Annotated in this window: 20 protein-coding genes; all 20 read right to left on the reverse strand. The window is 60.5% G+C overall.

Annotated features, from left to right (window positions below; translation table 11 throughout):
* Positions 1-4: 4 nt before the first annotated feature.
* Complete coding sequence (gene nuoM / locus ACM530_RS22165) at positions 5-1537, reverse strand: NADH-quinone oxidoreductase subunit M (protein WP_106579875.1); 1533 nt, start codon at positions 1535-1537, stop codon at positions 5-7.
* 49 nt (positions 1538-1586) lie between these two features.
* On the reverse strand, positions 1587-3440 hold the full coding sequence (gene nuoL, locus ACM530_RS22170; RefSeq protein ID WP_145164680.1) for an NADH-quinone oxidoreductase subunit L: 1854 nt from the start codon (positions 3438-3440) through the stop codon (positions 1587-1589).
* A complete protein-coding gene (gene nuoK, locus ACM530_RS22175; RefSeq protein ID WP_003219560.1) occupies positions 3437-3745 on the reverse strand; it encodes an NADH-quinone oxidoreductase subunit NuoK in 309 nt (102 codons plus the stop codon). The genes nuoL and nuoK overlap by 4 nt, the downstream gene beginning before the upstream one ends.
* Before the next feature lie 2 nt (positions 3746-3747).
* On the reverse strand, positions 3748-4251 hold the full coding sequence (gene nuoJ, locus ACM530_RS22180) for an NADH-quinone oxidoreductase subunit J (RefSeq protein WP_017137519.1): 504 nt from the start codon (positions 4249-4251) through the stop codon (positions 3748-3750).
* Between the two features lie 9 nt (positions 4252-4260).
* Positions 4261-4809: an NADH-quinone oxidoreductase subunit NuoI gene (gene nuoI, locus ACM530_RS22185; RefSeq protein ID WP_003174725.1), complete on the reverse strand. Its 549-nt coding sequence runs from the start codon at positions 4807-4809 to the stop codon at positions 4261-4263.
* An 11-nt stretch (positions 4810-4820) separates the two neighbouring features.
* Positions 4821-5828 (reverse strand): NADH-quinone oxidoreductase subunit NuoH, encoded by a 1008-nt coding sequence (gene nuoH / locus ACM530_RS22190; protein WP_053256843.1) that lies wholly within the window; start codon positions 5826-5828, stop codon positions 4821-4823.
* On the reverse strand, positions 5825-8539 hold the full coding sequence (nuoG, locus tag ACM530_RS22195) for an NADH-quinone oxidoreductase subunit NuoG (protein ID WP_242199461.1): 2715 nt from the start codon (positions 8537-8539) through the stop codon (positions 5825-5827). Before nuoG ends, nuoH begins: the two co-directional genes overlap by 4 nt.
* A 136-nt stretch (positions 8540-8675) precedes the next feature.
* Positions 8676-10034: an NADH-quinone oxidoreductase subunit NuoF gene (gene nuoF / locus ACM530_RS22200; protein WP_106579872.1), complete on the reverse strand. Its 1359-nt coding sequence runs from the start codon at positions 10032-10034 to the stop codon at positions 8676-8678.
* Positions 10031-10528: an NADH-quinone oxidoreductase subunit NuoE gene (gene nuoE, locus ACM530_RS22205; protein ID WP_056861694.1), complete on the reverse strand. Its 498-nt coding sequence runs from the start codon at positions 10526-10528 to the stop codon at positions 10031-10033. The genes nuoF and nuoE overlap by 4 nt, the downstream gene beginning before the upstream one ends.
* Positions 10529-10530: 2 nt before the next feature.
* Positions 10531-12315 (reverse strand): NADH-quinone oxidoreductase subunit C/D, encoded by a 1785-nt coding sequence (gene nuoC, locus ACM530_RS22210; protein WP_106579871.1) that lies wholly within the window; start codon positions 12313-12315, stop codon positions 10531-10533.
* A gap of 72 nt (positions 12316-12387) precedes the next feature.
* Entirely contained in the window at positions 12388-13062 is a 675-nt protein-coding gene (locus ACM530_RS22215) for a NuoB/complex I 20 kDa subunit family protein (RefSeq protein WP_003174719.1), read from the reverse strand.
* Between the two features lie 10 nt (positions 13063-13072).
* Complete coding sequence (locus ACM530_RS22220) at positions 13073-13486, reverse strand: NADH-quinone oxidoreductase subunit A (RefSeq protein WP_003219575.1); 414 nt, start codon at positions 13484-13486, stop codon at positions 13073-13075.
* A gap of 569 nt (positions 13487-14055) precedes the next feature.
* Positions 14056-15381: an isocitrate lyase gene (aceA, locus tag ACM530_RS22225; protein ID WP_003219577.1), complete on the reverse strand. Its 1326-nt coding sequence runs from the start codon at positions 15379-15381 to the stop codon at positions 14056-14058.
* 492 nt (positions 15382-15873) lie between these two features.
* A complete protein-coding gene (locus tag ACM530_RS22230; protein WP_416363171.1) occupies positions 15874-16611 on the reverse strand; it encodes a secretin N-terminal domain-containing protein in 738 nt (245 codons plus the stop codon).
* 260 nt (positions 16612-16871) lie between these two features.
* Positions 16872-17294: a GNAT family N-acetyltransferase gene (locus ACM530_RS22235; protein WP_145164686.1), complete on the reverse strand. Its 423-nt coding sequence runs from the start codon at positions 17292-17294 to the stop codon at positions 16872-16874.
* Positions 17287-18453, reverse strand: coding sequence for a JmjC domain-containing protein (locus tag ACM530_RS22240; protein ID WP_416363172.1), 1167 nt, complete (start codon positions 18451-18453; stop codon positions 17287-17289). Before ACM530_RS22240 ends, ACM530_RS22235 begins: the two co-directional genes overlap by 8 nt.
* Before the next feature lie 84 nt (positions 18454-18537).
* The gene (gene purB / locus ACM530_RS22245; protein WP_119736269.1) at positions 18538-19908 is read right to left on the reverse strand and encodes an adenylosuccinate lyase; all 1371 of its coding nucleotides are present in this window, start codon (positions 19906-19908) and stop codon (positions 18538-18540) included.
* Positions 19909-20032: 124 nt separating this feature from the next.
* Entirely contained in the window at positions 20033-20656 is a 624-nt protein-coding gene (gene hflD, locus ACM530_RS22250; protein ID WP_046068637.1) for a high frequency lysogenization protein HflD, read from the reverse strand.
* Complete coding sequence (mnmA, locus tag ACM530_RS22255; RefSeq protein WP_145164690.1) at positions 20653-21777, reverse strand: tRNA 2-thiouridine(34) synthase MnmA; 1125 nt, start codon at positions 21775-21777, stop codon at positions 20653-20655. Before mnmA ends, hflD begins: the two co-directional genes overlap by 4 nt.
* 59 nt (positions 21778-21836) lie before the next feature.
* The gene (locus tag ACM530_RS22260) at positions 21837-22283 is read right to left on the reverse strand and encodes an NUDIX hydrolase (protein ID WP_124417848.1); all 447 of its coding nucleotides are present in this window, start codon (positions 22281-22283) and stop codon (positions 21837-21839) included.
* Between the last annotated feature and the right edge of the window lie 106 nt (positions 22284-22389).

Genomic DNA, 22389 nt, shown 5'->3' on the forward strand with positions numbered 1-22389 from the left:
GCTCTTACCGTGCCGAAGCGAGTTGAGTGAAGGCGGTGCCGAACCACTGCTGCACGCCATGCATCGTCGCGGCAGAAGTGTCCAGGAACGGTTGCGGGTACACGCCGATGTAGATCAGCAGCACCGCAAGGCCGAGCACCATGATCAGTTCGCGAGCATCCATGCCGTGCAGGACGGTGTCGGACTTGGCCGGACCGAAGTACGCACGGTGGATCATGATCAGCGAGTAGACCGAACCAAATACCAGGCCGGAGGTAGCGATGGCGCTGATCCACGGCGTGTGCACGAACGAACCCATCAGGATCAGGAACTCGCCGATGAAGTTACCGGTGCCCGGCAGGCCCAGGGACGCGGCGGCAAAGAACAGACTGATCGCCGGCAGGTACGCGATGCGCGACCACACGCCACCCATTTCACGCATGTCACGGGTGTGCAGGCGCTCGTACAGCTGACCACTCAGGATAAAGAGGGCAGCGGCCGAAACACCGTGGGCCAACATCTGGATCACTGCGCCTTGCAGCGCCAATTGGCTGCCGGAGTAGATGCCGATCAGTACGAAACCCATGTGGGAAACGGACGAGAAGGCAATCAGACGCTTGATGTCGGTTTGTGCGAAGGCCAGGAACGCGCCGTAGAAGATCCCGATCAGACCCAGGGTCATGGCGATCGGCGCAAACTCGGCCGAGGCATTCGGGAACAGCGGCAGGGCGAAACGCAGCAGGCCGTACGCAGCGGTTTTCAGCAGGATACCGGCCAGGTCCACAGAACCTGCGGTCGGCGCCTGGGCGTGCGCGTCAGGCAGCCAGGAGTGGAACGGCACCACCGGCAGCTTCACCGCGAACGCGATGAAGAAGCCCAGCATCAGGATGTACTCGGTGGTCAGCGACATCTTGGTTTTCAACAGGTCGGCGTAGTTGAAGGTAATCACGCCGGTGTTGTTGAAGTTGACCAGTACCAGACCCAGGATCGCCACCAACATGATCAGGCCGGAAGCCTGAGTGAAGATGAAGAACTTGGTCGCCGCGTAGATCCGGGTTTTCTTGCCGTCCGAAGAACTGTGACCCCAGAGCGCGATGAGGAAGTACATCGGCACCAGCATCATTTCCCAGAAGAAGAAGAACATGAACAGGTCCAGCGCCAGGAACACGCCGACAACGCCGCCCAGAATCCACATCAGATTCAAGTGGAAGAAGCCCACGTGACGCTGAATCTCTTTCCAGGAGCAGAGTACCGAGAGGATACCCAGCAGGCCGGTCAGCAGGATCATCAACAGCGACAGGCCGTCGAGGGCCAGGTGCACGTTGATGCCGAAGCGCTGGATCCACACGTGCTTGAATTCAAGCGCGAAGGTGGGATCGACACCCGGTGCCGGAGCAAATGAATAGTCGCCATGCGCCCACAGCCAGAGGCCGAGTGCGAGTTCCAGGGACATGGTCAGCAACGCAATCCAGCGGGGGAGGGTGGCGCCGAAGCGTTCACCCATCCAGCAGAGCAGGCCGCCGATAAAGGGGATCAGGATTAGCCAGGGCAGAATCATGACGGGCTCGTTTCCTTTCGCAAGTTCGCAAAGTACGCAATGTTCATAGTCAGACCGCTACCACAACGATGGCGCCGATCACCAGCACGGCACCGACGGCCATGGAAGCTGCATACCAACGCAGTTGGCCAGTCTCGCTGCGGCTCAGGGCGGTGTGACCGGCCTTGGCGGCACGCGGGATCAAACCGATGGTCTGGTCGAGCGGGTCTTTGCGCAGAATGTGGCTGATAGCAAGGTATGGCTTGACGAACAGCTTGTCGTAGATCCAATCGAAGCCCCAGGCGGCGAACCACCAGGCCGACAGAAAACGGCCAATGCCGCTGTTGGCAACCGCTGTCACGAAACGACGCTTGCCCAGGAACAGCAGCGCCGCCAGCAGGATACCGGCGATGGCGATGGCGCCCGAGGCGATTTCCAGGCTGTGCTTGGCTGCGCCGCCGGCATGGCCAGCGCTTTGCGGCAGTACGCCGGCCAGTGGCGGGGTGATCATGGCGCCGATGAAGGTCGACAGGATGATCAGCACCGACAGTGGCAACCAGTGGGAGATGCCGTGGCCTGCGTGTGCTTCGGTCTTGGCTTCACCGTGGAAGGTGATGAAGATCAGGCGGAAGGTGTACAGCGAGGTCATGAAGGCACCGACCAGGCCTGCGTACAGCAGGTTCTGGTTACCGCTGGCAAAAGCTTCCCAGAGGATTTCGTCTTTGGAGTAGAAACCTGCGGTCACCAACGGCAGGGCAGCCAGAGCGGCACCGCCGACGATGAAGCTGGCGTAGGCCAACGGCAGTTTCTTCCACAGGCCGCCCATCTTGAAGATGTTCTGCTCGTGGTGGCAGGCAACGATCACCGCACCGGAGGCAAGGAACAGCAGCGCCTTGAAGAAGGCGTGGGTCATCAGGTGGAAGATCGCCGCGTCCCAGGCACCAACGCCCAGGGCCAGGAACATGTAGCCGATCTGGCTCATGGTCGAGTAGGCGAGGATACGCTTGATGTCGGTCTGCACCAGCGCGGCGAAGCCGGCCAGTACCAGCGTCACGCCGCCCACCAGGCCCACCAGGTGCAGGATTTCCGGCGCCAGGGTGAACAGGCCGTGGGTACGCGCGATCAGGTAGACGCCGGCGGTTACCATGGTTGCCGCGTGGATCAGTGCAGACACCGGAGTCGGACCGGCCATCGCATCCGCCAGCCAGGTTTGCAGTGGCAGCTGCGCAGATTTACCGACCGCGCCGCCCAGCAGCATCAGGGTCGCCAGGGTGATCCAGAAATCACCGACCTGGAATTTCTGCGGCGCCAGCACCAGCAGTTCCTGGATGTTCAGCGTGCCCACTTGTTGGAACAGGATGAACAGGCCGATGGCCATGAACACGTCGCCGATGCGGGTAACGATGAACGCCTTGAGTGCCGCGTTACCGTTGTTGCGGTTGCTGTAGTAGAAACCGATCAACAGGTACGAGCACAGGCCCACGCCTTCCCAACCGAAGTACAGGAACAACAGGTTATCGCCCAGCACCAGGAACAGCATGCTGGCGATAAACAGGTTGGTGTACGAGAAGAAGCGCGAGTAGCCCGCTTCGCCGCGCATGTACCAGGACGCGAACAGGTGGATCAGGAAGCCCACACCCACCACCACGCCGAGCATGGTGATCGACAGGCCGTCGATGTAGATCGCGAAGTTGGGCTTGAAGCCCTCAACCGACATCCACTGCCACAGTACCAGGGTGTAGTGGCCGCCTTCGGGCGGTGCCACGTTGAATTGCCAGATGACGTAGGCGGCGACAATTGCCGACAGGCCAATGGAACCCACACCGATCAGGGCAGACAGGTTTTCCGACCAGCGTCCACGGGAGAACGACAGCAGCAGGAAACCGATCAGGGGAAATACGAAAGTCAGAAAGATCATGTTCATCCGCGCATCTCACTGGCAGCGTCGATATCAAGCGTGTGGAAGCGACGATACAGTTGCAGCAGGATCGCCAGGCCAATACTGGCCTCGGCGGCTGCCAGGCTGATCACCAGAATGAACATGACTTGTCCATCCGGCTGGCCCCAACGGCTACCCGCCACGATGAAGGCCAGTGCCGCAGCGTTCATCATGATTTCCAGGCTCATCAACACGAACAAAATGTTACGGCGAACCATCAGGCCGACCAGGCCAAGGCAGAACAGGATGCCGGCGACCGCCAGACCATGCTCCAAAGGGATAGCAGGCATCGTCATTGCTCCTTGGCTTCGTTGCGGCCCAAGTGGAAGGCGGTGATGGCTGCAGCGAGCAGCAGCATCGAAGCCAGTTCGACCACCAGCAGGTACGGGCCGAACAGGCTGACGCCCACGGCTTTGGCGTCTACGGTGGTGTGGCCGATGGCCTGGCCGCTCTGGTGAGCGAACAAGACATACAGCAGTTCACCCAGCAGCAGCGCTGCGAGGATGACCGGGCCAAGCCAGATGCCGGGCTTGAGCCAGACGCGTTCCTGGGCGACTGAAGCCGGCCCCAGGTTGAGCATCATCACCACAAACACGAACAGCACCATGATGGCGCCGGCGTAGGCGATCACTTCCAGGACACCGGCGAACGGTGCGCCGAGGCTGAAGAAGGTCATGGCCACGGCGATCAGCGAAATGATCAGGTAGAGCAGGGCGTGCACAGGGTTGGTGTTGGTGATCACGCGAAGCGTGGACACCACTGCAATACCCGACGCGAAATAGAAAGCGAATTCCATCTTTCTTCCTTAAGGCAGCAAGCTCTTCACGTTGATCGGCTCGGCTTCGTTTTGTGCGGCGCCCTTCGGCTTACCGGCAACGGCCATACCTGCAACACGATAGAAGTTGTAATCAGGGTTTTTACCGGGACCAGAGATCAGCAGATCTTCTTTCTCGTACACCAGGTCCTGACGTTTGAACTCGGCCATCTCGAAATCCGGTGTCAGCTGGATCGCGGTGGTCGGGCAAGCTTCCTCGCAGAGGCCGCAGAAAATGCAGCGCGAGAAGTTGATGCGGAAGAAGTCCGGGTACCAGCGACCGTCTTCGGTTTCAGCTTTCTGCAGGGAGATGCAACCCACCGGGCACGCCACGGCGCACAGGTTGCAGGCTACGCAACGCTCTTCGCCATCGGGGTCGCGGGTCAGCACGATACGGCCGCGATAGCGCGGCGGCAGGTACACCGCTTCTTCCGGGTATTGCAGGGTGTCGCGTTTGCGAAAGCCATGGCCGAAAACCATCACCAGGCTTCGCAACTGGGTACCGGTACCCTTAACGATGTCGCCAATATATTTGAACATGGGTCAAATCCTCACTGAACCGCGCCGGCTGGCGTGTTCAACAACACAACAGCAGCCGTCACCAGCAAATTGATCAGGGTCAGCGGCAGGCAGAATCTCCAGCTGAAATCCATCACCTGGTCATAGCGTGGGCGCGGAATAGAAGCGCGCAGCAGGATGAACAGCATGATGAAGAACGCCGTCTTCAAGAAGAACCAGAAGAACGCCAGTTGCGGCAGGATGTTGAACGGGCCGTGCCAGCCGCCGAAGAACAGCGTGACCAGCAATGCCGAGATCAAGATGATGCCGATGTATTCACCGACGAAGAACATGCCCCATTTCATGCCGGCGTATTCAATGTGGTAACCGTCGGCCAGTTCCTGTTCCGCTTCCGGCTGGTCGAACGGGTGACGGTGAGTCACGGCGACGCCAGCGATGAAGAAGGTACAGAAGCCAAAGAACTGCGGAATGATGAACCACAGGTTCTGCGCCTGGTACTCGACGATGTCGCGCATGTTGAACGAGCCGACCTGCACCACGATGCCCATCAGCGCCAGGCCCATGAACACTTCGTAAGACACGGTCTGGGCCGAAGCCCGCAAGCTGCCCAGCAGGGCGAACTTGTTGTTACTCGACCAACCGGCGAACAGCACCGCGTAGACCGACAGACCGGCCATGGCGAAGAAGAACAGCAAGCCGATGTTCAGGTCCGCGACGCCCCAGGTCGGGGTGATCGGGATAACGGCGAAGGCAATCAGCAAGGCGCTCATGGCCACGACCGGTGCCAGGGTGAAGATCACCTTGTCGGCAAACGGCGGGGTCCAGTCTTCCTTGAAGAACATTTTGAGCATGTCGGCAGCGATCTGGAACATGCCGAATGGGCCAACGCGGTTAGGACCGTAACGGTCCTGCCACCAGCCCAGCAGGCGACGTTCGACGAAGCTGAGCAGGGCGCCCGCAACGACCACGGCCAACAGGATCACGATGGCCTTGACGACCGAGATGATCACGTCGATCACTTCAGGGGTGAACCAGGTCATTGCGCTGCCTCCTGCAGACCGTCAACGGTTTGGCCAAAGATCGCAGGCGGAATGCCGGCAAGGCCTTTAGGCAGTGCAACCAGGCCCGCGCCCAACTCGTCATTGATGCGCAGCGGCAGACGCAGAGTCTTGCCACCGACGTTCAGGCTGAGCAGGGCACCGTCGTTGACGCCCAGGCGGTCGGCTTCGGACTTGGCCACGGACACGTAAGCGGCCGGGATGCGCTCTTGAACCGGCGCGGCTTTGGAAGAGGTCTCTTCGCTGCCGAACAAGTGGAAGAACGGCACAACCTGCCAGGTGCCCTGGGCCGGGTTGAACGGACGCGGTACGGCAGTGAACCAGTTCAGCGAGTCACCGGTGCTTTCGATCAGGCGCGTGCCCGGGTCGCCAGCACGGATGTGACCACCCACTTCGTCCTGGAACTTGTTCCAGGCCTGTGGCGAGTTCCAGCCCGGCGACCAGGCAAACGGCACCTGCTGACGTGGCTCGACCGAACCCGAGTAACCTTCCATGGAGAAGGCGAACGCGGTGTCAGGGTCTTGCGGTGTACGCGGTTCGTGCACGCTGATGTCGGCGCGCATGGCGGTACGACCGGAGTAACGCAGCGGTTCACGGGCCAGTTTCAAGCCCTTGATGCGGAACGAGGCAGACGGTGCAGCATCAACGATACGTGCCAGCTGCGGGGCGCTTGCGGCGGCCGCTGCGGTGACGTGGTCAAGCTGGGTCCAGTCGATCGGCTGGTTCAGCAGGGTAGCGCGCAGGGCATGCAGCCAGCGCCAGCCTTCGTGAACCAGGATGCTGGCGTCCATGTATTTCGGATCGAATACCTGGAAGAAGCGCTGAGCGCGGCCTTCCTGGCTGACCAGCGTACCGTCGCCTTCGGCGAAGGTGGCGGCGGGCAGTACCAGGTCGGCACGTTCGCTGGTGGCGGTCTTCTGGTGGTCGGCAACGATCAGCACTTTGGCCGCATCCAGCGCGGCGTCGACCTTGGCCGAATCCGTGCGGGTGTACAGGTCGTTTTCCAGTACCACGATGGCGTCGGCTTGACCGTCAGTCACGGCTTGCAGCGCGGCGTCCAGGGATTCGCCGCCGAGCATGGCCAGGCCGAGGCTGTTGGCTTCCGGCACGACCAGGCTGATGGAACCGTTCTTGTCGCGCAGCTTCAAGGCTTTGGCGATGTTGGCAGCGGCTTCGATCAGTGCTTTGGAACCCAGCGAGGTGCCGGCAATGATCAATGGACGCTTGGCGGCCAGCAGGGCGTCGGCGATGCGCTGGGCCAGTTCACCGGCTTCGGTGTCTAGGCCTTCGACGGCAGGCGCGCTGGCGTCCAGGGCGTGAGCCACGGCGAAACCGATGCGGGCCAGGTCATCCGGTGCGGCGTGGACGCATTCTTCGGCGATGTCGTCGAGCTTGGTTTCAGCCAGGCTTGCGATAAACAGCGGGTTCAGCGCGTGCTGGCCGATGTTTTTTACCGCAGCGTCGAGCCAAGGCTGAACGCGCATGGCGTCGGCCATGTCTTCGGCTTTGCCTTTGACCGACTGACGCAGCGACAGCGCGATACGCGCGGCGGTCTGGGTCAGGTCTTCACCGAGTACGAAAATGGCGTCGTGGTCTTCGATGTCGCGCATGTTCGGCACCGGCAGCGGGCTGTCGTTCAGCACTTGCAGGACCAGGCGAATGCGCTCCAGCTCAGCGGCTTCGATACCGCAGTAGAAGTGCTCGGCACCCACCAGCTCGCGCAACGCGTAGTTGCTTTCGAGGCTGGCGCGTGGCGAACCGATACCGACGATGTTGCGCCCGCGCAGCAGCTCGGCGGCTTTATCCAGCGCGTCGTCCAGGCTCAGCTTGGCGCCATCGGCCAGCAGTGGCTGGCGTGGGCGGTCTTCGCGGTTGACGTAGCCATAGCCGAAACGGCCACGGTCGCACAGGAAGTACTGGTTGACCGAACCGTTGAAGCGGTTTTCGATGCGACGCAGTTCGCCGTAACGCTCGCCCGGGGAAATGTTGCAACCGCTGGAGCAGCCATGGCAGATGCTCGGCGAGAACTGCATGTCCCACTTACGGTTGTAGCGCTCGGAGTGAGTCTTGTCGGTGAACACACCGGTCGGGCAGACCTCGGTGAGGTTGCCGGAGAACTCGCTTTCGAGCACGCCGTCTTCAACGCGACCGAAGTACACGTTGTCGTGAGCGCCGAATACGCCCAGGTCGGTGCCGCCGGCGTAGTCTTTATAGAAGCGTACGCACCGGTAGCAGGCGATACAGCGGTTCATTTCGTGGGAAATGAACGGGCCGAGGTCCTGGTTCTGGTGGGTACGCTTGGTGAAGCGATAACGGCGCTCGTTGTGGCCGGTCATCACCGTCATGTCTTGCAGGTGGCAGTGACCGCCTTCCTCACAGACCGGGCAGTCGTGGGGGTGGTTGGTCATCAGCCATTCGACAACGCTGGCGCGGAACGCCTTGGATTCTTCATCTTCGATGGAGATCCAGGTGTTGTCGGTGGCTGGCGTCATGCAGGACATGACGATACGACCACGGGTGTCGTTCTCGTCGGTGTACTGCTTGACCGCACACTGGCGACAGGCACCAACGCTACCAAGGGCTGGGTGCCAGCAGAAATAAGGAATGTCGAGGCCTAGTGAGAGACATGCCTGTAACAGGTTGTCTGCCCCATCGACTTCGAGCGCTTTGCCGTCTACGTGGATAGTGGCCATGGTTCAAAGTTCTTCGTTGGCCCGTTGTCAGCGGGCGTGGCTAATGGAATCTTGTTATTCATGTGCATCTACACAGCCATAAAGGCGTCAGCACATGAGAAGGCGAAGCGCACGGGCCCTTCGCCTTTTTTAAACGTTACGCACCGACCATGGTCGGTGTGACCACCTGATTCAGATCGCCGGCGCGCGCAGGTGCGATGCCAGCCTCGAATTCAGAGCGGAAGTATTTGATTGCGCTGCCCAGTGGTTCCACGGCGCCAGGTGCGTGAGCACAGAAGGTCTTGCCTGGGCCGAGGAAACCGACCAGACCCAGCAGGGTCTCGATGTCGCCTGGCTGGCCTTCGCCTTTCTCGATCGCCATCAAGAGCTTCACGCTCCAGGGCAAACCGTCACGGCATGGGGTGCAGAAACCGCAGGACTCACGGGAGAAGAACTGCTCCATGTTGCGCAGCAGCGAGACCATGTTCACGGTGTTGTCCACCGCCATCGCCAGGCCCGTACCCATCCGGGTGCCGACCTTGCCGATGCCGCCGGCATACATTTGTGCGTCCAGATGCTCAGGCAGCAGGAAACCGGTGCCGGCGCCGCCTGGCTGCCAGGCTTTCAAGGTGTAGCCGTCGCGCATGCCGCCGGCGTAGTCCTCGAACAGCTCGCGTGCGGTCACGCCGAATGGCAGTTCCCACAGGCCAGGGTTCTTGACCTTGCCGGAGAAGCCCATGAGCTTGGTGCCCATGTCTTCACTGCCTTCGCGGGCCAACGATTTGTACCAGTCCACGCCGTCGGCGATGATCGCCGGCACGTTGCACAGGGTTTCCACGTTGTTTACGCAGGTCGGCTTGCCCCACACGCCCACGGCGGCAGGGAAGGGCGGCTTGGAGCGCGGGTTGGCGCGGCGGCCTTCGAGGGAGTTGATCAGTGCGGTTTCTTCACCGCAGATGTAACGCCCGGCGCCGGTGTGCACGAACAGTTCGAAGTCAAAACCGGAACCCAGGATGTTCTTGCCCAACAGGCCTGCAGCCTTGGCTTCTTCCACGGCACGGGTGAGGTGCTTGGCGGCGGTGGTGTATTCGCCACGCAGGAAGATGTAGCCCCGGTAGGTTTTCAGCGCACGGGCGCTGATCAGCATGCCTTCGATCAGCAGATGGGGCAGTTGCTCCATCAGCATGCGGTCTTTCCAGGTGTTGGGCTCCATTTCATCCGCGTTGCACAGCAGGTAGCGGATGTTGATGGATTCGTCTTTGGGCATCAGGCCCCACTTCACGCCCGTGGGGAAGCCTGCACCGCCGCGGCCTTTGAGGCCGGCGTCTTTCACGGTCTGGACAATGTCGTCCTGAGCCATGTCGGCGAAGGCTTTGCGCGCGGCGGCGTAACCGTTCTTGGCCTGGTACTCATCGAGCCATACAGGCTCGCCGTCGTCACGCAGGCGCCAGGTCAGCGGGTGAGTCTCGGCCGAACGCTTGATCAGGTTGGCCGGGCCGAAAGATGTAAGGGTCATGGGTAGCCCTCGAGCAATTGGGTCACGCCAGCAGGCTGCACGTCACCGAATGTGTCGTCGTCGATCATCAACGCCGGCGCCTTGTCGCAGTTGCCCAGGCAGCACACCGGCAGCAGCGTGAAGCGCCCGTCCGCGGTGGTCTGGCCCAGGCCGATGCCCAGTTTGTTCTGGATCTCGCTGACCACTGACTCGTGGCCACCGATGTAGCAGACCATGCTGTCGCACACGCGAATGATGTGGCGGCCCACCGGCTGACGGAAGATCTGGCTGTAGAACGTGGCCACGCCTTCAACGTCGCTGGCCGGGATGCCGAGGATCTCGCCGATGGCGTAGAGGGCGCCGTCCGGCACCCAGCCACGTTCCTTCTGGACGATCTTCAAGGCTTCGATCGACGCCGCGCGCGGGTCTTCGTAGTGATGCAGCTCGTGCTCGATGGCCGAGCGCTCGGTTTCACTCAGGGTGAAACGATCTGTTTGGATAAGCGTGCTGTTCATGCTTAGCGGTCCACGTCGGCCATAACGAAATCGATACTACCCAGGTACGCAATCAAGTCCGCGACCATCTCGCCTTTGATCACCGAAGGGATCTGCTGCAAGTGCGCGAAGCTTGGGGTACGAATCCGGGTGCGGTAGCTCATGGTGCCGCCATCGCTCGTCAGGTAATAACTGTTGATACCCTTGGTCGCTTCAATCATCTGGAAGGATTCGTTGGCCGGCATGACCGGGCCCCACGAAACTTGCAGGAAGTGCGTGATCAGGGTTTCGATGTGCTGCAGCGTGCGTTCTTTCGGCGGCGGCGTGGTCAGCGGGTGATCCGCCTTGTACGGACCTGCCGGCATGTTGCGCATGCACTGCTCGATGATCTTCAGGCTCTGGCGCATTTCTTCGACGCGCACGATGCAACGGTCGTAGGCATCGCCGTTGGCCGCCAGCGGTACTTCGAATTCGAAGTTCTCGTAGCCGGAGTACGGGCGTGCTTTACGCAGGTCGAAATCGCAGCCGGTGGAGCGCAGGCCGGCACCGGTGACGCCCCATTCCAGGGCCTCTTTGGTGTTGTACTGCGCGACGCCGATGGTACGACCCTTGAGGATGCTGTTGTCCAGCGCGGCCTTTTGGTACTCGTCCAGACGCTTGGGCATCCAGTCGATGAATTCCTTGACCAGGCGCTCCCAGCCGTTTGGCAGGTCGTGCGCCACGCCGCCGATGCGGTACCAGGCCGGGTGCAGACGGAAACCGGTGATGGCTTCGATAACCTTGTAGGCGCGCTGACGGTCGGTGAAGGTGAAGAACACCGGGGTCATGGCGCCAACGTCCTGGATATAGGTACCCAGGAACAGTAGGTGGCTGGTGATCCGGAAGAACTCGGCCATCATGATGCGGATGGTGTCGACGCGGTCCGGCACCTTGATGCCGGCCAGCTTCTCGACCGAGAGCACGTACGGCAGGTTGTTCATCACGCCGCCGAGGTAGTCGATACGGTCGGTGTACGGAATGAAGCTGTGCCAGGACTGACGTTCGGCCATCTTCTCGGCACCACGGTGGTGGTAGCCGATGTCCGGCACGCAGTCGACGATTTCTTCGCCGTCCAGTTGCAGGATGATCCGGAAGGCACCGTGGGCCGAAGGGTGGTTCGGGCCCAGGTTGAGGAACATGTAGTCCTCGTTGGTGCCGGAGCGTTTCATGCCCCAGTCTTCCGGACGGAAGCGTGCAGCCTCTTCTTCCAGCTGCTGCTTGGCGAGCGTCAGGCTGAACGGATCGAATTCGGTAGCGCGCGCAGGGTAGTCCTTGCGCAGCGGGTGACCTTCCCAGGTGGGCGGCATCATGATGCGCGTCAGGTGCGGGTGGCCCGGGAAGTCGATGCCGAACATGTCCCAGACTTCGCGCTCATACCAGCTGGCGTTCGGCCAGATGCCGGTGATGGTCGGAATGCTCAGGTCGCTTTCGGACAGGGCAACCTTGATCATCACGTCGCTGTTACGCTCCAGCGACATCAAGTGATAGAACACGGTGAAATCGGCGCCGCTCGGCAGCCCCTGGCGCTTGGTGCGCAGACGCTCGTCCACGCCATGCAGGTCATAGAGCATGACGTACGGCTTGGGCAGGTTGCGCAGGAAAGTCAGGACTTCGACGAGCTTGGCACGCGCCACCCACAGCACCGGCATACCGGTGCGTGTGGCCTGGGCGGTGAAGGCGTCAGGGCCAAAACGGTTATTGAGTTCGACAACCACATCCTGGTCGTCTGCCTTATAAGGCGGGATGCGTCGAGCACTGCCTGTAGTCATGGTTTTTTATCGCTTTCGGTCAACGTAAAGAATGAAGCCAGGTTTTCGTTCTATAAAAGAAGCGGTGCTGGATCAGACTTCGTCGGGGCTGCGCAGGTTGGTGACTGCGATTCGCTGTTCGCGGCGCTGTTCCTTTTGTGACGGCATCTCGGCGCGATACACGCCTTGATCGCCGACAACCCAGGAAAGTGGGCGACGCTCCTTGCCAATCGATTCCTGCAACAGCATCAAGCCTTGCAGAAATGCTTCGGGGCGGGGCGGGCAGCCAGGCACGTAGACGTCCACGGGCAGGAACTTGTCCACCCCTTGAACGACGGAGTAGATGTCGTACATGCCACCGGAGTTGGCGCACGAACCCATGGAGATAACCCACTTTGGCTCGAGCATTTGCTCGTAGAGACGCTGAATGATCGGCGCCATCTTGATAAAGCAGGTGCCGGCGATAACCATGAAATCCGCCTGGCGCGGTGATGCCCGAATAACTTCGGCGCCAAAGCGCGCGATGTCGTGGGGCGCCGTGAAGGCGGTGGTCATTTCCACGTAGCAGCACGAAAGACCGAAGTTGTACGGCCACAGGGAGTTCTTACGCCCCCAGTTGACCGCGCCACTCAGCACGTCTTCGAGCTTGCCCATGTAGATGTTTTTGTGGACTTGGTCTTCTAACGGGTCGGAAACGGTTTCGCGTTCGCCGATTGGGTACTGCTCGTTAGGAGCATCCGGGTCGATCCTGGTGAGATTGTATTGCATCGCCAAAGCCTCATTGTTTCAGCTTCGCTTGCCGCTTGCGACGAGCTTCCGGAGCCCAGTCAAGGGCGCCCACTCGAAATAGGTAGACAAGGCCTGCCAACAGAATTGCTATGAAAACGAGGGCTTCGACGAATCCGGTCCAGCCGCTTTCGCGGACGGACACAGACCAGGCAAAGAGAAAGAGGGCTTCGATATCGAAGATCACGAACAGCATCGCGACCAGATAGAATTTGGCTGAGAGCCGCAAGCGGGCGCCACCTGTAGGCAGCATGCCGGACTCGAACGGTTCATTTTTGCTGCGGCCCCAGGCTTTTGACCCGAGGAGGCTGGAGACACCAAGCATGAAGGCGCAAAGGCCGACAACACCGAGGAGGAAAATGGCAAAGCCCCAGTTGTGGGCCATGAGTCCTGTCGCTTCGGTCATGCTGGAAATCCTTAACAGAGAGCAAAGGTCTCTGAGCTCGAAAAAGTAACGATGCAGTGACGATATGTCGCACTGCAATCAATCGCGGTGATTTTATGGCTAAACACCGGGCAAGTAAAATTCCGATAGCGAAATTATTCGATGGAATAAGCACATAGTGCACCTTCTTGGGGCTGTAGCCCTTGTGGGGCGGGGATTAGCGGGCATTTAATCAATTCTGTTTTGTTTAACGGGTAACGAAGTTTTCATGCGCTAAATGATAATGAATATTGTTTGCGCAGGGTTTAAGCGAATGTTTCTCGTGTGGCGGGGGAAGTTGCCGTTACTTGCTTGATTGGTGCTTAGTTGCTGGTGGGGATCTTTTAACTGATTTGATTCGGGCAAACACCGCTCTGGATCAATGTTTTGCGCAAAACCTTCAGGTTGCATGCATCCCCACATTTTTAATCTCCTGTGTCTCAGGGCGTTTTTTCCTGGCAAAAAAACGCCCCGAACCAGTCGGGGCGTGATTGTTGTGCGGCAATGCGGTTAGGTCTTCCATGGGGCCGCAATGGCCGTGTACTCGCTACTTAGTGGAACTGCTCTTCTTCGGTCGAACCGGTCAACGCGGTCACAGACGAGGTGCCGCCCTGGATCACGGTGGTCATGTCGTCGAAGTAGCCGGTGCCCACTTCCTGCTGGTGCGCCACAAAGGTGTAACCCTTGGCGGCGTCAGCGAATTCCTGCTCCTGCAGCTTCACGTAGGCGGTCATGTCGTTGCGGGCGTAGTCGTGCGCCAGGTTGAACATGCTGTGCCACATGTTGTGAATGCCGGCCAGGGTGATGAACTGGTGCTTGTAACCCATGGCGGACAGTTCGCGCTGGAACTTGGCGATGGTCGCGTCGTCCAGGTTCTTCTTCCAGTTGAAAGAAGGCGAGCAGTTGTAGGACAGCAACTGGTCCGGGTATTCCTTCTTGATCGCTTCAGCAAAGCGACGCGCTTCGTCCAGGTCCGGCTTGGCGGTTTCGCACCAGATCAGGTCGGCGTACGGCGCGTAGGCCAAGCCGCGAGCGATGGCCTGGTCGAGGCCGGCGCGCACTTTATAGAAGCCTTCCTGGGTACGTTCGCCGGTTACGAATGGCTGGTCGTACGGGTCGCAGTCCGACGTCAGCAAGTCAGCGGCGTTGGCATCGGTACGGGCCAGGATGATGGTCGGGGTGCCTGCAACGTCAGCAGCCAGACGAGCAGCAGTCAGCTTTTGTACGGCTTCCTGAGTCGGCACCAGTACCTTGCCGCCCATGTGGCCGCATTTCTTCACCGACGCCAGTTGGTCTTCGAAGTGCACGCCGGCAGCGCCAGCCTCGATCATGCTCTTCATCAGCTCGTAGGCGTTGAGTACGCCGCCGAAACCGGCTTCAGCGTCCGCCACGATTGGTGCGAAATAGTCGATGTAGCCTTCGTCGCCCGGGCCTTTACCGGCTTTCCACTGGATCTGGTCGGCGCGGCGGAACGAGTTGTTGATGCGCTTGACCACGGTTGGCACGGAGTCCACCGGGTACAGCGATTGGTCGGGGTACATGGATTCAGCGGAGTTGTTGTCCGCTGCCACTTGCCAGCCGGACAGGTAGATCGCCTGGATACCGGCTTTTACCTGCTGGACTGCCTGGCCACCAGTGAGGGCGCCCATGCAGTTGACGAAATCTTTTTCGGGACGGAAGGACGGCTTGGCACCCTGGGTGACCAGCTTCCACAGCTTCTCGGCGCCGAGTTTTGCAAAGGTGTGCTCAGGTTGAACCGAGCCACGCAGGCGGACGACGTCAGCAGCGGAATAAGCGCGGGTTACGCCTTTCCAGCGTGGGTTTTCAGCCCAATCTTTTTCAAGGGCTGCAATTTGCTGTTCGCGTGTCAGTGCCATGGGAAAAACCTCGTCGCATAGGTCTAGGTGGAAAATTCCATTTGCCAGCCACGTACTCAGTGCGTGGTGATGGCTGCTCGCTGACCAGAAGCTTGGCGGTCAAGCCGGGTTTGGCGGGGAGGGCGACGGGATGAACGACAGGCTCAAGGGGGAGTTGAGCAGGTAAGGGCGAACTGCGAACGGTCTTCGGGCATCGTGGGCCTTTGTACGATCCATCAGTGTGTAGCCGGGTTACCTGGTTAGCTTCCGTCCCTCGGGACAACTTCGTTCCAGTCGCAACCTCGTCAAACACACCTTGTGGGCGGTACAGACACGAATCGGCTCAGGTGGGTAGCTTAGAGCGGCGATCCGAAGGCCCTTGCCAGGGCCCCTGATTAGCGGGAGCGAGGCCATCATGCACAGGCTTTTTTGGATCGTCAAATGTTTTGTAGTGCTTTTTTTAAAGCACTACATCTTTAGTCTAAGACGACTCATCAGTCAGTTTTTGGTGCTTCAGTTCAAGGTGTCGACCTTGACCCGCAAAGTCAGGTCATCACGGCCTTGAGTAGAGTAATTGCGGGTTGTAGAGGATTTGTCGGCCTGGGTCTCACGGTTGACGCCAGCCAGGGGGATCCACTCGCCCAGCCTGCCGCTGACAGTTGTGTCGGTACTCTGAACGTTCACTACATCGGGACGTTCCTGGCTCATGCGGTCACGGTTGGTGCTGATGGCCAGGTGCACGGTCTCGCCGGTGACGCTGGCGGTGACGTAAAAGCCCTGGGTGACGTTGCGATACTGGGTCTGGTTTTGCGGGCGGCCGTAGGCGTCGGGCTGAGTAGTGGTCAGCGGTACGCTCTGGCCAACCTGGATCACCGCGGGCACGCCTTCGCTGGCCTGGATCTGCTGGATGCCGCCGTCGCGGCTGGCGGTACCGTAGCTGATGATGCGCGTCTGGTTGTCGCCGCTGTTCTGCTGGTTGTTTTCGTTGGTGTCGACGGTAATCAGCAGGCGCTTGGCGGGTGTGTCCAACTGCGCGAGCAGCGCGCGCAGGTCCTCAATCTTGCCCGGGTCGGCTTTCACAATCAGCTGGTTGCCGTAGGCGCTGACGCTGCCGTCCTTGCCGATGAAGTTCTGCGCCACGGGCAGCAGGTCGGCGCTGGTGCGGTTGCTCAGGTTGACGACCGCGGTGTCGGCGATTGCCGAGGCGCTGACAGTCAGGAGGAGGGCGGTGAGCAGGGTGCGTAGGGACATGTCCGTTATCTCTGCGAGTCATTTAGCGTGATAGTGCCAGTTTGTCGGCCTGGCAGGTCGCAAGTTTAGTCGTGAGCCGGCTTGGTGCAGTGAGCGGCCTCGTTGTGGCGAACGAGCTTGTTGTGGCGAGCGGGCTTGCCCCGCGTTGGGCTGCGCAGCAGCCCCAAAAAAAAACGCCGCATTCTTTCAGAAAGAACGCGGCGTCTGGTTTTAGGGCCGCTGCGCAGCCCAGCGCGGTGCAAGCCCGCTCGGCACAGGGATCAGCCTTCGCGCACCATGTCCACATGCGGAATACCGACTTCAAGAAACTCATCGCTGACAATCTTGAAGCCCAGCCGCTCATAGAACGGCGCCGCGTACACCTGCGCACTCAGAAACTGCTTGGTCTGGCCGCGTTGCTCGGCAAGCCCAATCACCGCTTCCATCAGCTTGTCGCCAACCTTCAGGCCGCGCCAGTCCTTGAGCACCGACACACGCCCGATCTCGCCACTGGGCAGCAGGCGCGCAGTACCAATCGGAAAATCGCCTTCGAACGCCAGAAAATGCACGGCGTCGGCGTCGTCCGCGTCCCACTCAAGCTCAGGTGGAACCGATTGTTCAGCGATAAACACCGCTTCACGAATGCGCCGAATCTCGTCGATATCCTTTCGCCAGTCCGCGACACTTACGTGAATCTTATTCATCGGCAAATCCCAGGCTTCCTTGCTTGACCAATTCGCACAGCAGGTCGCGACCGTCTTCGTCTGCGAGCCACTCGCCGAGGTTTTCGCTGTGCAGGGCGTCGGCCGAGCACACCAGCTTCAACAGCTCGCGCAGTTTGCCTGGCAGGTAACGGCTCTGGCCGCTGGCGAACAGCAGTACATCGTCATCGACTTCCGACCACGCCATGCGCGCGCTTGGGTTGCGCACCAGGATCGCGCCACCTTCCAGGCTGTTGACGAAGTCCTCTTCGCCCAATTCTTCGCCCGCCACCAGTTCAGGGTAGCGCGGCTCGGTCATGAACTGGCCAAACCAGGTCAGCAGCATGCGCTCGTCGCTCATGTGCTCGGCCAGCAGGCTCTTCAGGCGGTCCAGCGCGTCACCCTGGATCTGGTGCGGGTCGCTTGCCGGCTGGGCGTCGGCGTCGGTGTAACGCTCTTCGTCCGTCAGGTACTGGCTGAGGAAGTCGGTGAAGTGGGTCAGCACTTCAGCGGCGCTTGGCGCGCGAAAGCCTACCGAATAGGTCATGCAGTCATCTTCGGCGATACCGAAGTGTGCCAGGCGTGGCGGCAGGTAGAGCATATCGCCCGGTTCCAGCACCCATTCTTCGCTTTGTTCGAATTCGGCGAGCATGCGCAGGTCGGCATGCTGCAGCAGCGGGCTTTCGGAGTTGCACATCTGGCCGATTTTCCAGTTGCGCTTGCCTTGGGCTTGCAGCAGGAACACGTCGTAGTTATCGAAGTGCGGGCCAACGCTGCCGCCGGGTGCGGCAAAGCTGATCATCACATCGTCGATGCGCCAGCTTGGCAGGAAGCGAAAGTGCTCCAGCAACTCGGCGACTTCCGGCACGAACTGATCGACGGCCTGCACCAGCAGGGTCCACTCACGCTCGGGCAGGGTGCTGAAGGCGTCTTCGGCGAATGGGCCGCGACGCAGCTCCCACGGACGCTCGCCGTGTTCGATCACCAGGCGCGATTCAACTTCTTCTTCCAGGGCCAAGCCGGCCAGTTCGTCGGCGTCGATCGGGCTTTCGAAATCAGGGATGGCCTGACGGATCAGCAACGGTTTTTTCTGCCAGTAGTCGCGCAGGAATTCGCGTGCCGTGATGCCGCCCAGAAGTTGAAGAGGAATATCAGGATTCATGTGTAACCTATTGAAAGAAAGCACTTTTAAGACAGGAATAAAAACGCCCGGCGCGGCCGGGCGTCTCAAGAGGGCTTGCGCGAATCAGATGCGCTTGGCTTGGGCCACCGCGTTGCCGATGTAGTTGGCCGGGGTGAGCAGTTTCAGCTCGGCCTTGGCAGCGGCTGGCATATCCAGGCCGTCGATGAAAGTTTGCAGCGCCTCGGGGCTGATGCCCTTGCCGCGCGTCAATTCTTTAAGCTTCTCGTACGGGTTTTCGATGTTGTAGCGGCGCATCACGGTCTGAATCGGCTCGGCCAACACTTCCCAGCACGCGTCCAGGTCAGCGGCGATTTTCTGCTCGTTGAGCTCAAGCTTGCTGATGCCTTTGAGGCTGGCTTCGTACGCGATCACGCTGTGAGCGAAGCCCACGCCGAGGTTGCGCAGCACGGTGGAGTCGGTCAGGTCGCGCTGCCAGCGGGAGATCGGCAACTTGCTGGCCAGGTGCTGGAACAGGGCGTTGGCGATGCCGAGGTTGCCTTCGGAGTTTTCGAAGTCGATCGGGTTGACCTTGTGCGGCATGGTCGAGGAACCGATTTCACCGGCAATGGTGCGCTGCTTGAAGTAGCCCAGGGAGATGTAACCCCAGATATCGCGATCAAAGTCGATCAGGATGGTGTTGAAGCGCGCAATCGCGTCGAACAGCTCGGCGATGTAGTCGTGCGGTTCGATCTGCGTGGTGTACGGGTTGAAGCCCAGGCCCAGCTCGTCTTCGATGAACGCGCGAGCATTTTCTTCCCAGTCGATTTCCGGGTAGGCAGAGAGGTGGGCGTTGTAGTTGCCCACGGCGCCGTTGATTTTGCCCAGCAGCGGCACGGCGGCGACTTGAGCGATCTGACGCTCCAGGCGGTACACCACGTTGGCCAGTTCTTTGCCCAGCGTGGTCGGCGAAGCCGGCTGGCCGTGGGTGCGCGACAGCATCGGCACGTCGGCGAAACGAATCGCCAGTTCGCGAATGGCGTTGGCGGTCTGGCGCATCAGCGGCAGCATCACGTCATCGCGGCCTTCGCGCAGCATCAGGGCGTGGGACAGGTTGTTGATGTCCTCGCTGGTGCAGGCAAAGTGGATGAACTCGCTGACCTTGGCCAATTCCGGCAGCTTCGCCGCTTGCTCTTTGAGCAGGTATTCGATGGCTTTTACGTCGTGGTTGGTGGTGCGCTCGATCTCTTTGACACGCTCGGCGTGCTCCAGAGCGAAGTTTTCCGCCAGGGCGTTCAGCACCGCGTTGGCTTCGGCGGAGAACGCCGGCACTTCGCTGATGCCAGGGTGGGCGGCCAGGCGCTGGAGCCAGCGCACTTCAACCAGAACACGAGCACGGATCAAGCCGTATTCGCTGAAAATAGGGCGCAGGGCCTGGGTTTTGCCGGCGTAGCGGCCGTCAACAGGGGAAACCGCAGTGAGCGAAGAAAGCTGCATGGGGTGTTCTCGGACAGTCGGGCAACGAAATGGGGCGCGTATCATACATGAAAAAATCCGCCGGTCCGTTGCCAACTGACCGGCGTATTACGCGTGAGGCGATAAAAATCCTGGTTGCTGCGACTTATTCGTTGCGCATCAACGGGTAAAGCTCTTTGAGCAATTTGCGTCGGCTGATCACCAGCTGCCAACGATGACCGCCCAACTGGCGCCACAACCGTGCCGAACGGATACCGGCCAGGAGCAGGGCGCGGATTTTCGAGGCATTGTTGGGTTGCTGCAGGTTGCGCATGTCGCCGTGCACCTGGATGCGTTGGCGCAAGGTGCTCAAGGTGTCCTGGTACAGCGCGCCGCAGGCGGCGATCACGTTTTCGTGGGCCGGGCCGAAGTGCTCGACCTGGGATTGGATCTGCGGCAGGCGCTTGCCGATGGTCTCGAGCATGTCGTCACGCTTGGCCAATTGGCGCTCAAGGCCGAGCATCGACAGGGCGTAGCGCAGGGGTTCGCGCTGCAAGGTGCTCGGATCGCGCTCCAGTGCGCCGATCAGCGCGCGATAGCCTTCGCGCAGCGCCAGGTCGTCGCCGCCATAGACTTCCAGGGTGTCCTTGGGGTCGCGGATCAGCAGGCTGCCGAGCATGCAGGTCAGGCCTGCCTCAGTCACCTGGCCGGTCTTGGCGATCTTGTCGACCAGTACCGCAGCGAGGAAAACCCCGCCGAGTGCGGTCAGTTGCTCCTGGGTCGGGCTCATGCCGGGTTGCTCCAGGGTTCGGCGACTTCAATCACACCGCCCCCCAGGCAAATTTCGCCGTCATAAAACACCACGGACTGGCCAGGCGTGACCGCGCGTTGCGGGTCATCGAACGTGGCGCGATAGCCACTGGCGGTTTTCTCCAGGGTGCAAGGCTGGTCGCTCTGGCGATAGCGCACCTTGGCGGTCAGGCGGCGCGGCGTGCTCAGGTCGATCGGGTTGACCCAATAGATCTCCGAGGCCAGCAGTGCGCCCGAGAACAGCAGCGGGTGTTCATTACCCTGGCCAACGATCAGCACATTGTTTTTCAGGTCCTTGACCAGCACGTACCACGGCTCTTCACCTGCGTCTTTCAAACCGCCGATGCCCAGGCCCTGACGCTGGCCGATGGTGTGGTACATCAGGCCGTGGTGGCGACCGATGACATCACCTTCGGTGGTTTTGATTTCACCCGGTTGCGCCGGCAGGTACTGCTTGAGGAAGTCGCTGAAGCGGCGCTCGCCGATAAAGCAGATCCCGGTGGAGTCCTTTTTCTTGGCGGTGGCCAGGCCGTGTTTCTCGGCAATCCTGCGCACTTCGGGTTTTTCCAGCTCGCCCACCGGGAACAGGGTCTTGGCGATCTGTTCGCCGCCGACGGCGTGCAGGAAGTAGCTCTGGTCCTTGTTCGGGTCCAGGCCTTTGAGCAGCTCGGTGCGGCCATCCACGTCGCGACGGCGCACGTAGTGGCCGGTAGCAATCAGGTCCGCGCCAAGGATCATGGCGTAGTCGAGAAACGCCTTGAACTTGATTTCGCGGTTGCACAGGATGTCCGGGTTCGGCGTGCGGCCGGCCTTGTATTCGGCCAGGAAGTGCTCGAACACGTTGTCCCAGTACTCGGCGGCGAAATTGGCGGTGTGCAACTTGATGCCGATCTTGTCGCACACGGCCTGGGCGTCTGCGAGGTCGTCCATGGCGGTGCAATATTCCGTTCCATCGTCTTCTTCCCAGTTCTTCATGAACAGGCCTTCCACCTCATAACCCTGCTCCATGAGCAGAACGGCGGAAACGGAAGAATCCACGCCGCCGGACATACCGACGATGACGCGCTTCTTTTGTGTGTCAGAAGGGGCTGGATCACGCATAGGATTTCAACGGGTGTCTTTAAAAAGGACGCGATTCTAGCAGGCTCGCGTCCGCAAGGCTAAAGAGAAGGGCGGATCAGTTCCAGACTGTGGCGCTGGCCGCTCAAATAATCATCGATGCAACGGATGATCAACTCGCTGCGCCAGTCATCGCGCAGGGCCATCAGCTCGTCGCGGGTCAGCCAGCGGGCGCGGACGATGCCGTCGTCCAGTTGATAGTCCGGGTGGTGTTTCAGCGCCTTGGCGGTGAAGCAGACCCGCTGGTAGGTCACGCCATTGCTGGGCGCGGTGTACAGGTAGATCCCGACAATGCCGGTGGCCTCGACGTCCCAGCCGGTTTCTTCAAGGGTTTCGCGCACGGCGGCTTCGGTCAGGGTTTCGTTCGGGTCCAGGTGGCCTGCGGGCTGGTTGAGCACGGCGCGGCCGCCCTTGAGTTCCTCGACCATCAGGAAGCGGCCGTTGTCTTCGACGAGGGTGGCGACGGTGATGTGGGGTTGCCAGGTCATGGGAGGCCTCGATTCAAGATATGACGCGGTGTTTGGGCACAATTGCGGTCAGTGTGGGAGGGGGCTTGCCCCCGATGACGGTGTGTCAGTGACCAATAGCTCGACT

This window comes from Pseudomonas sp. NFX183, from assembly GCF_047943075.1.
GTDB lineage: Bacteria > Pseudomonadota > Gammaproteobacteria > Pseudomonadales > Pseudomonadaceae > Aquipseudomonas.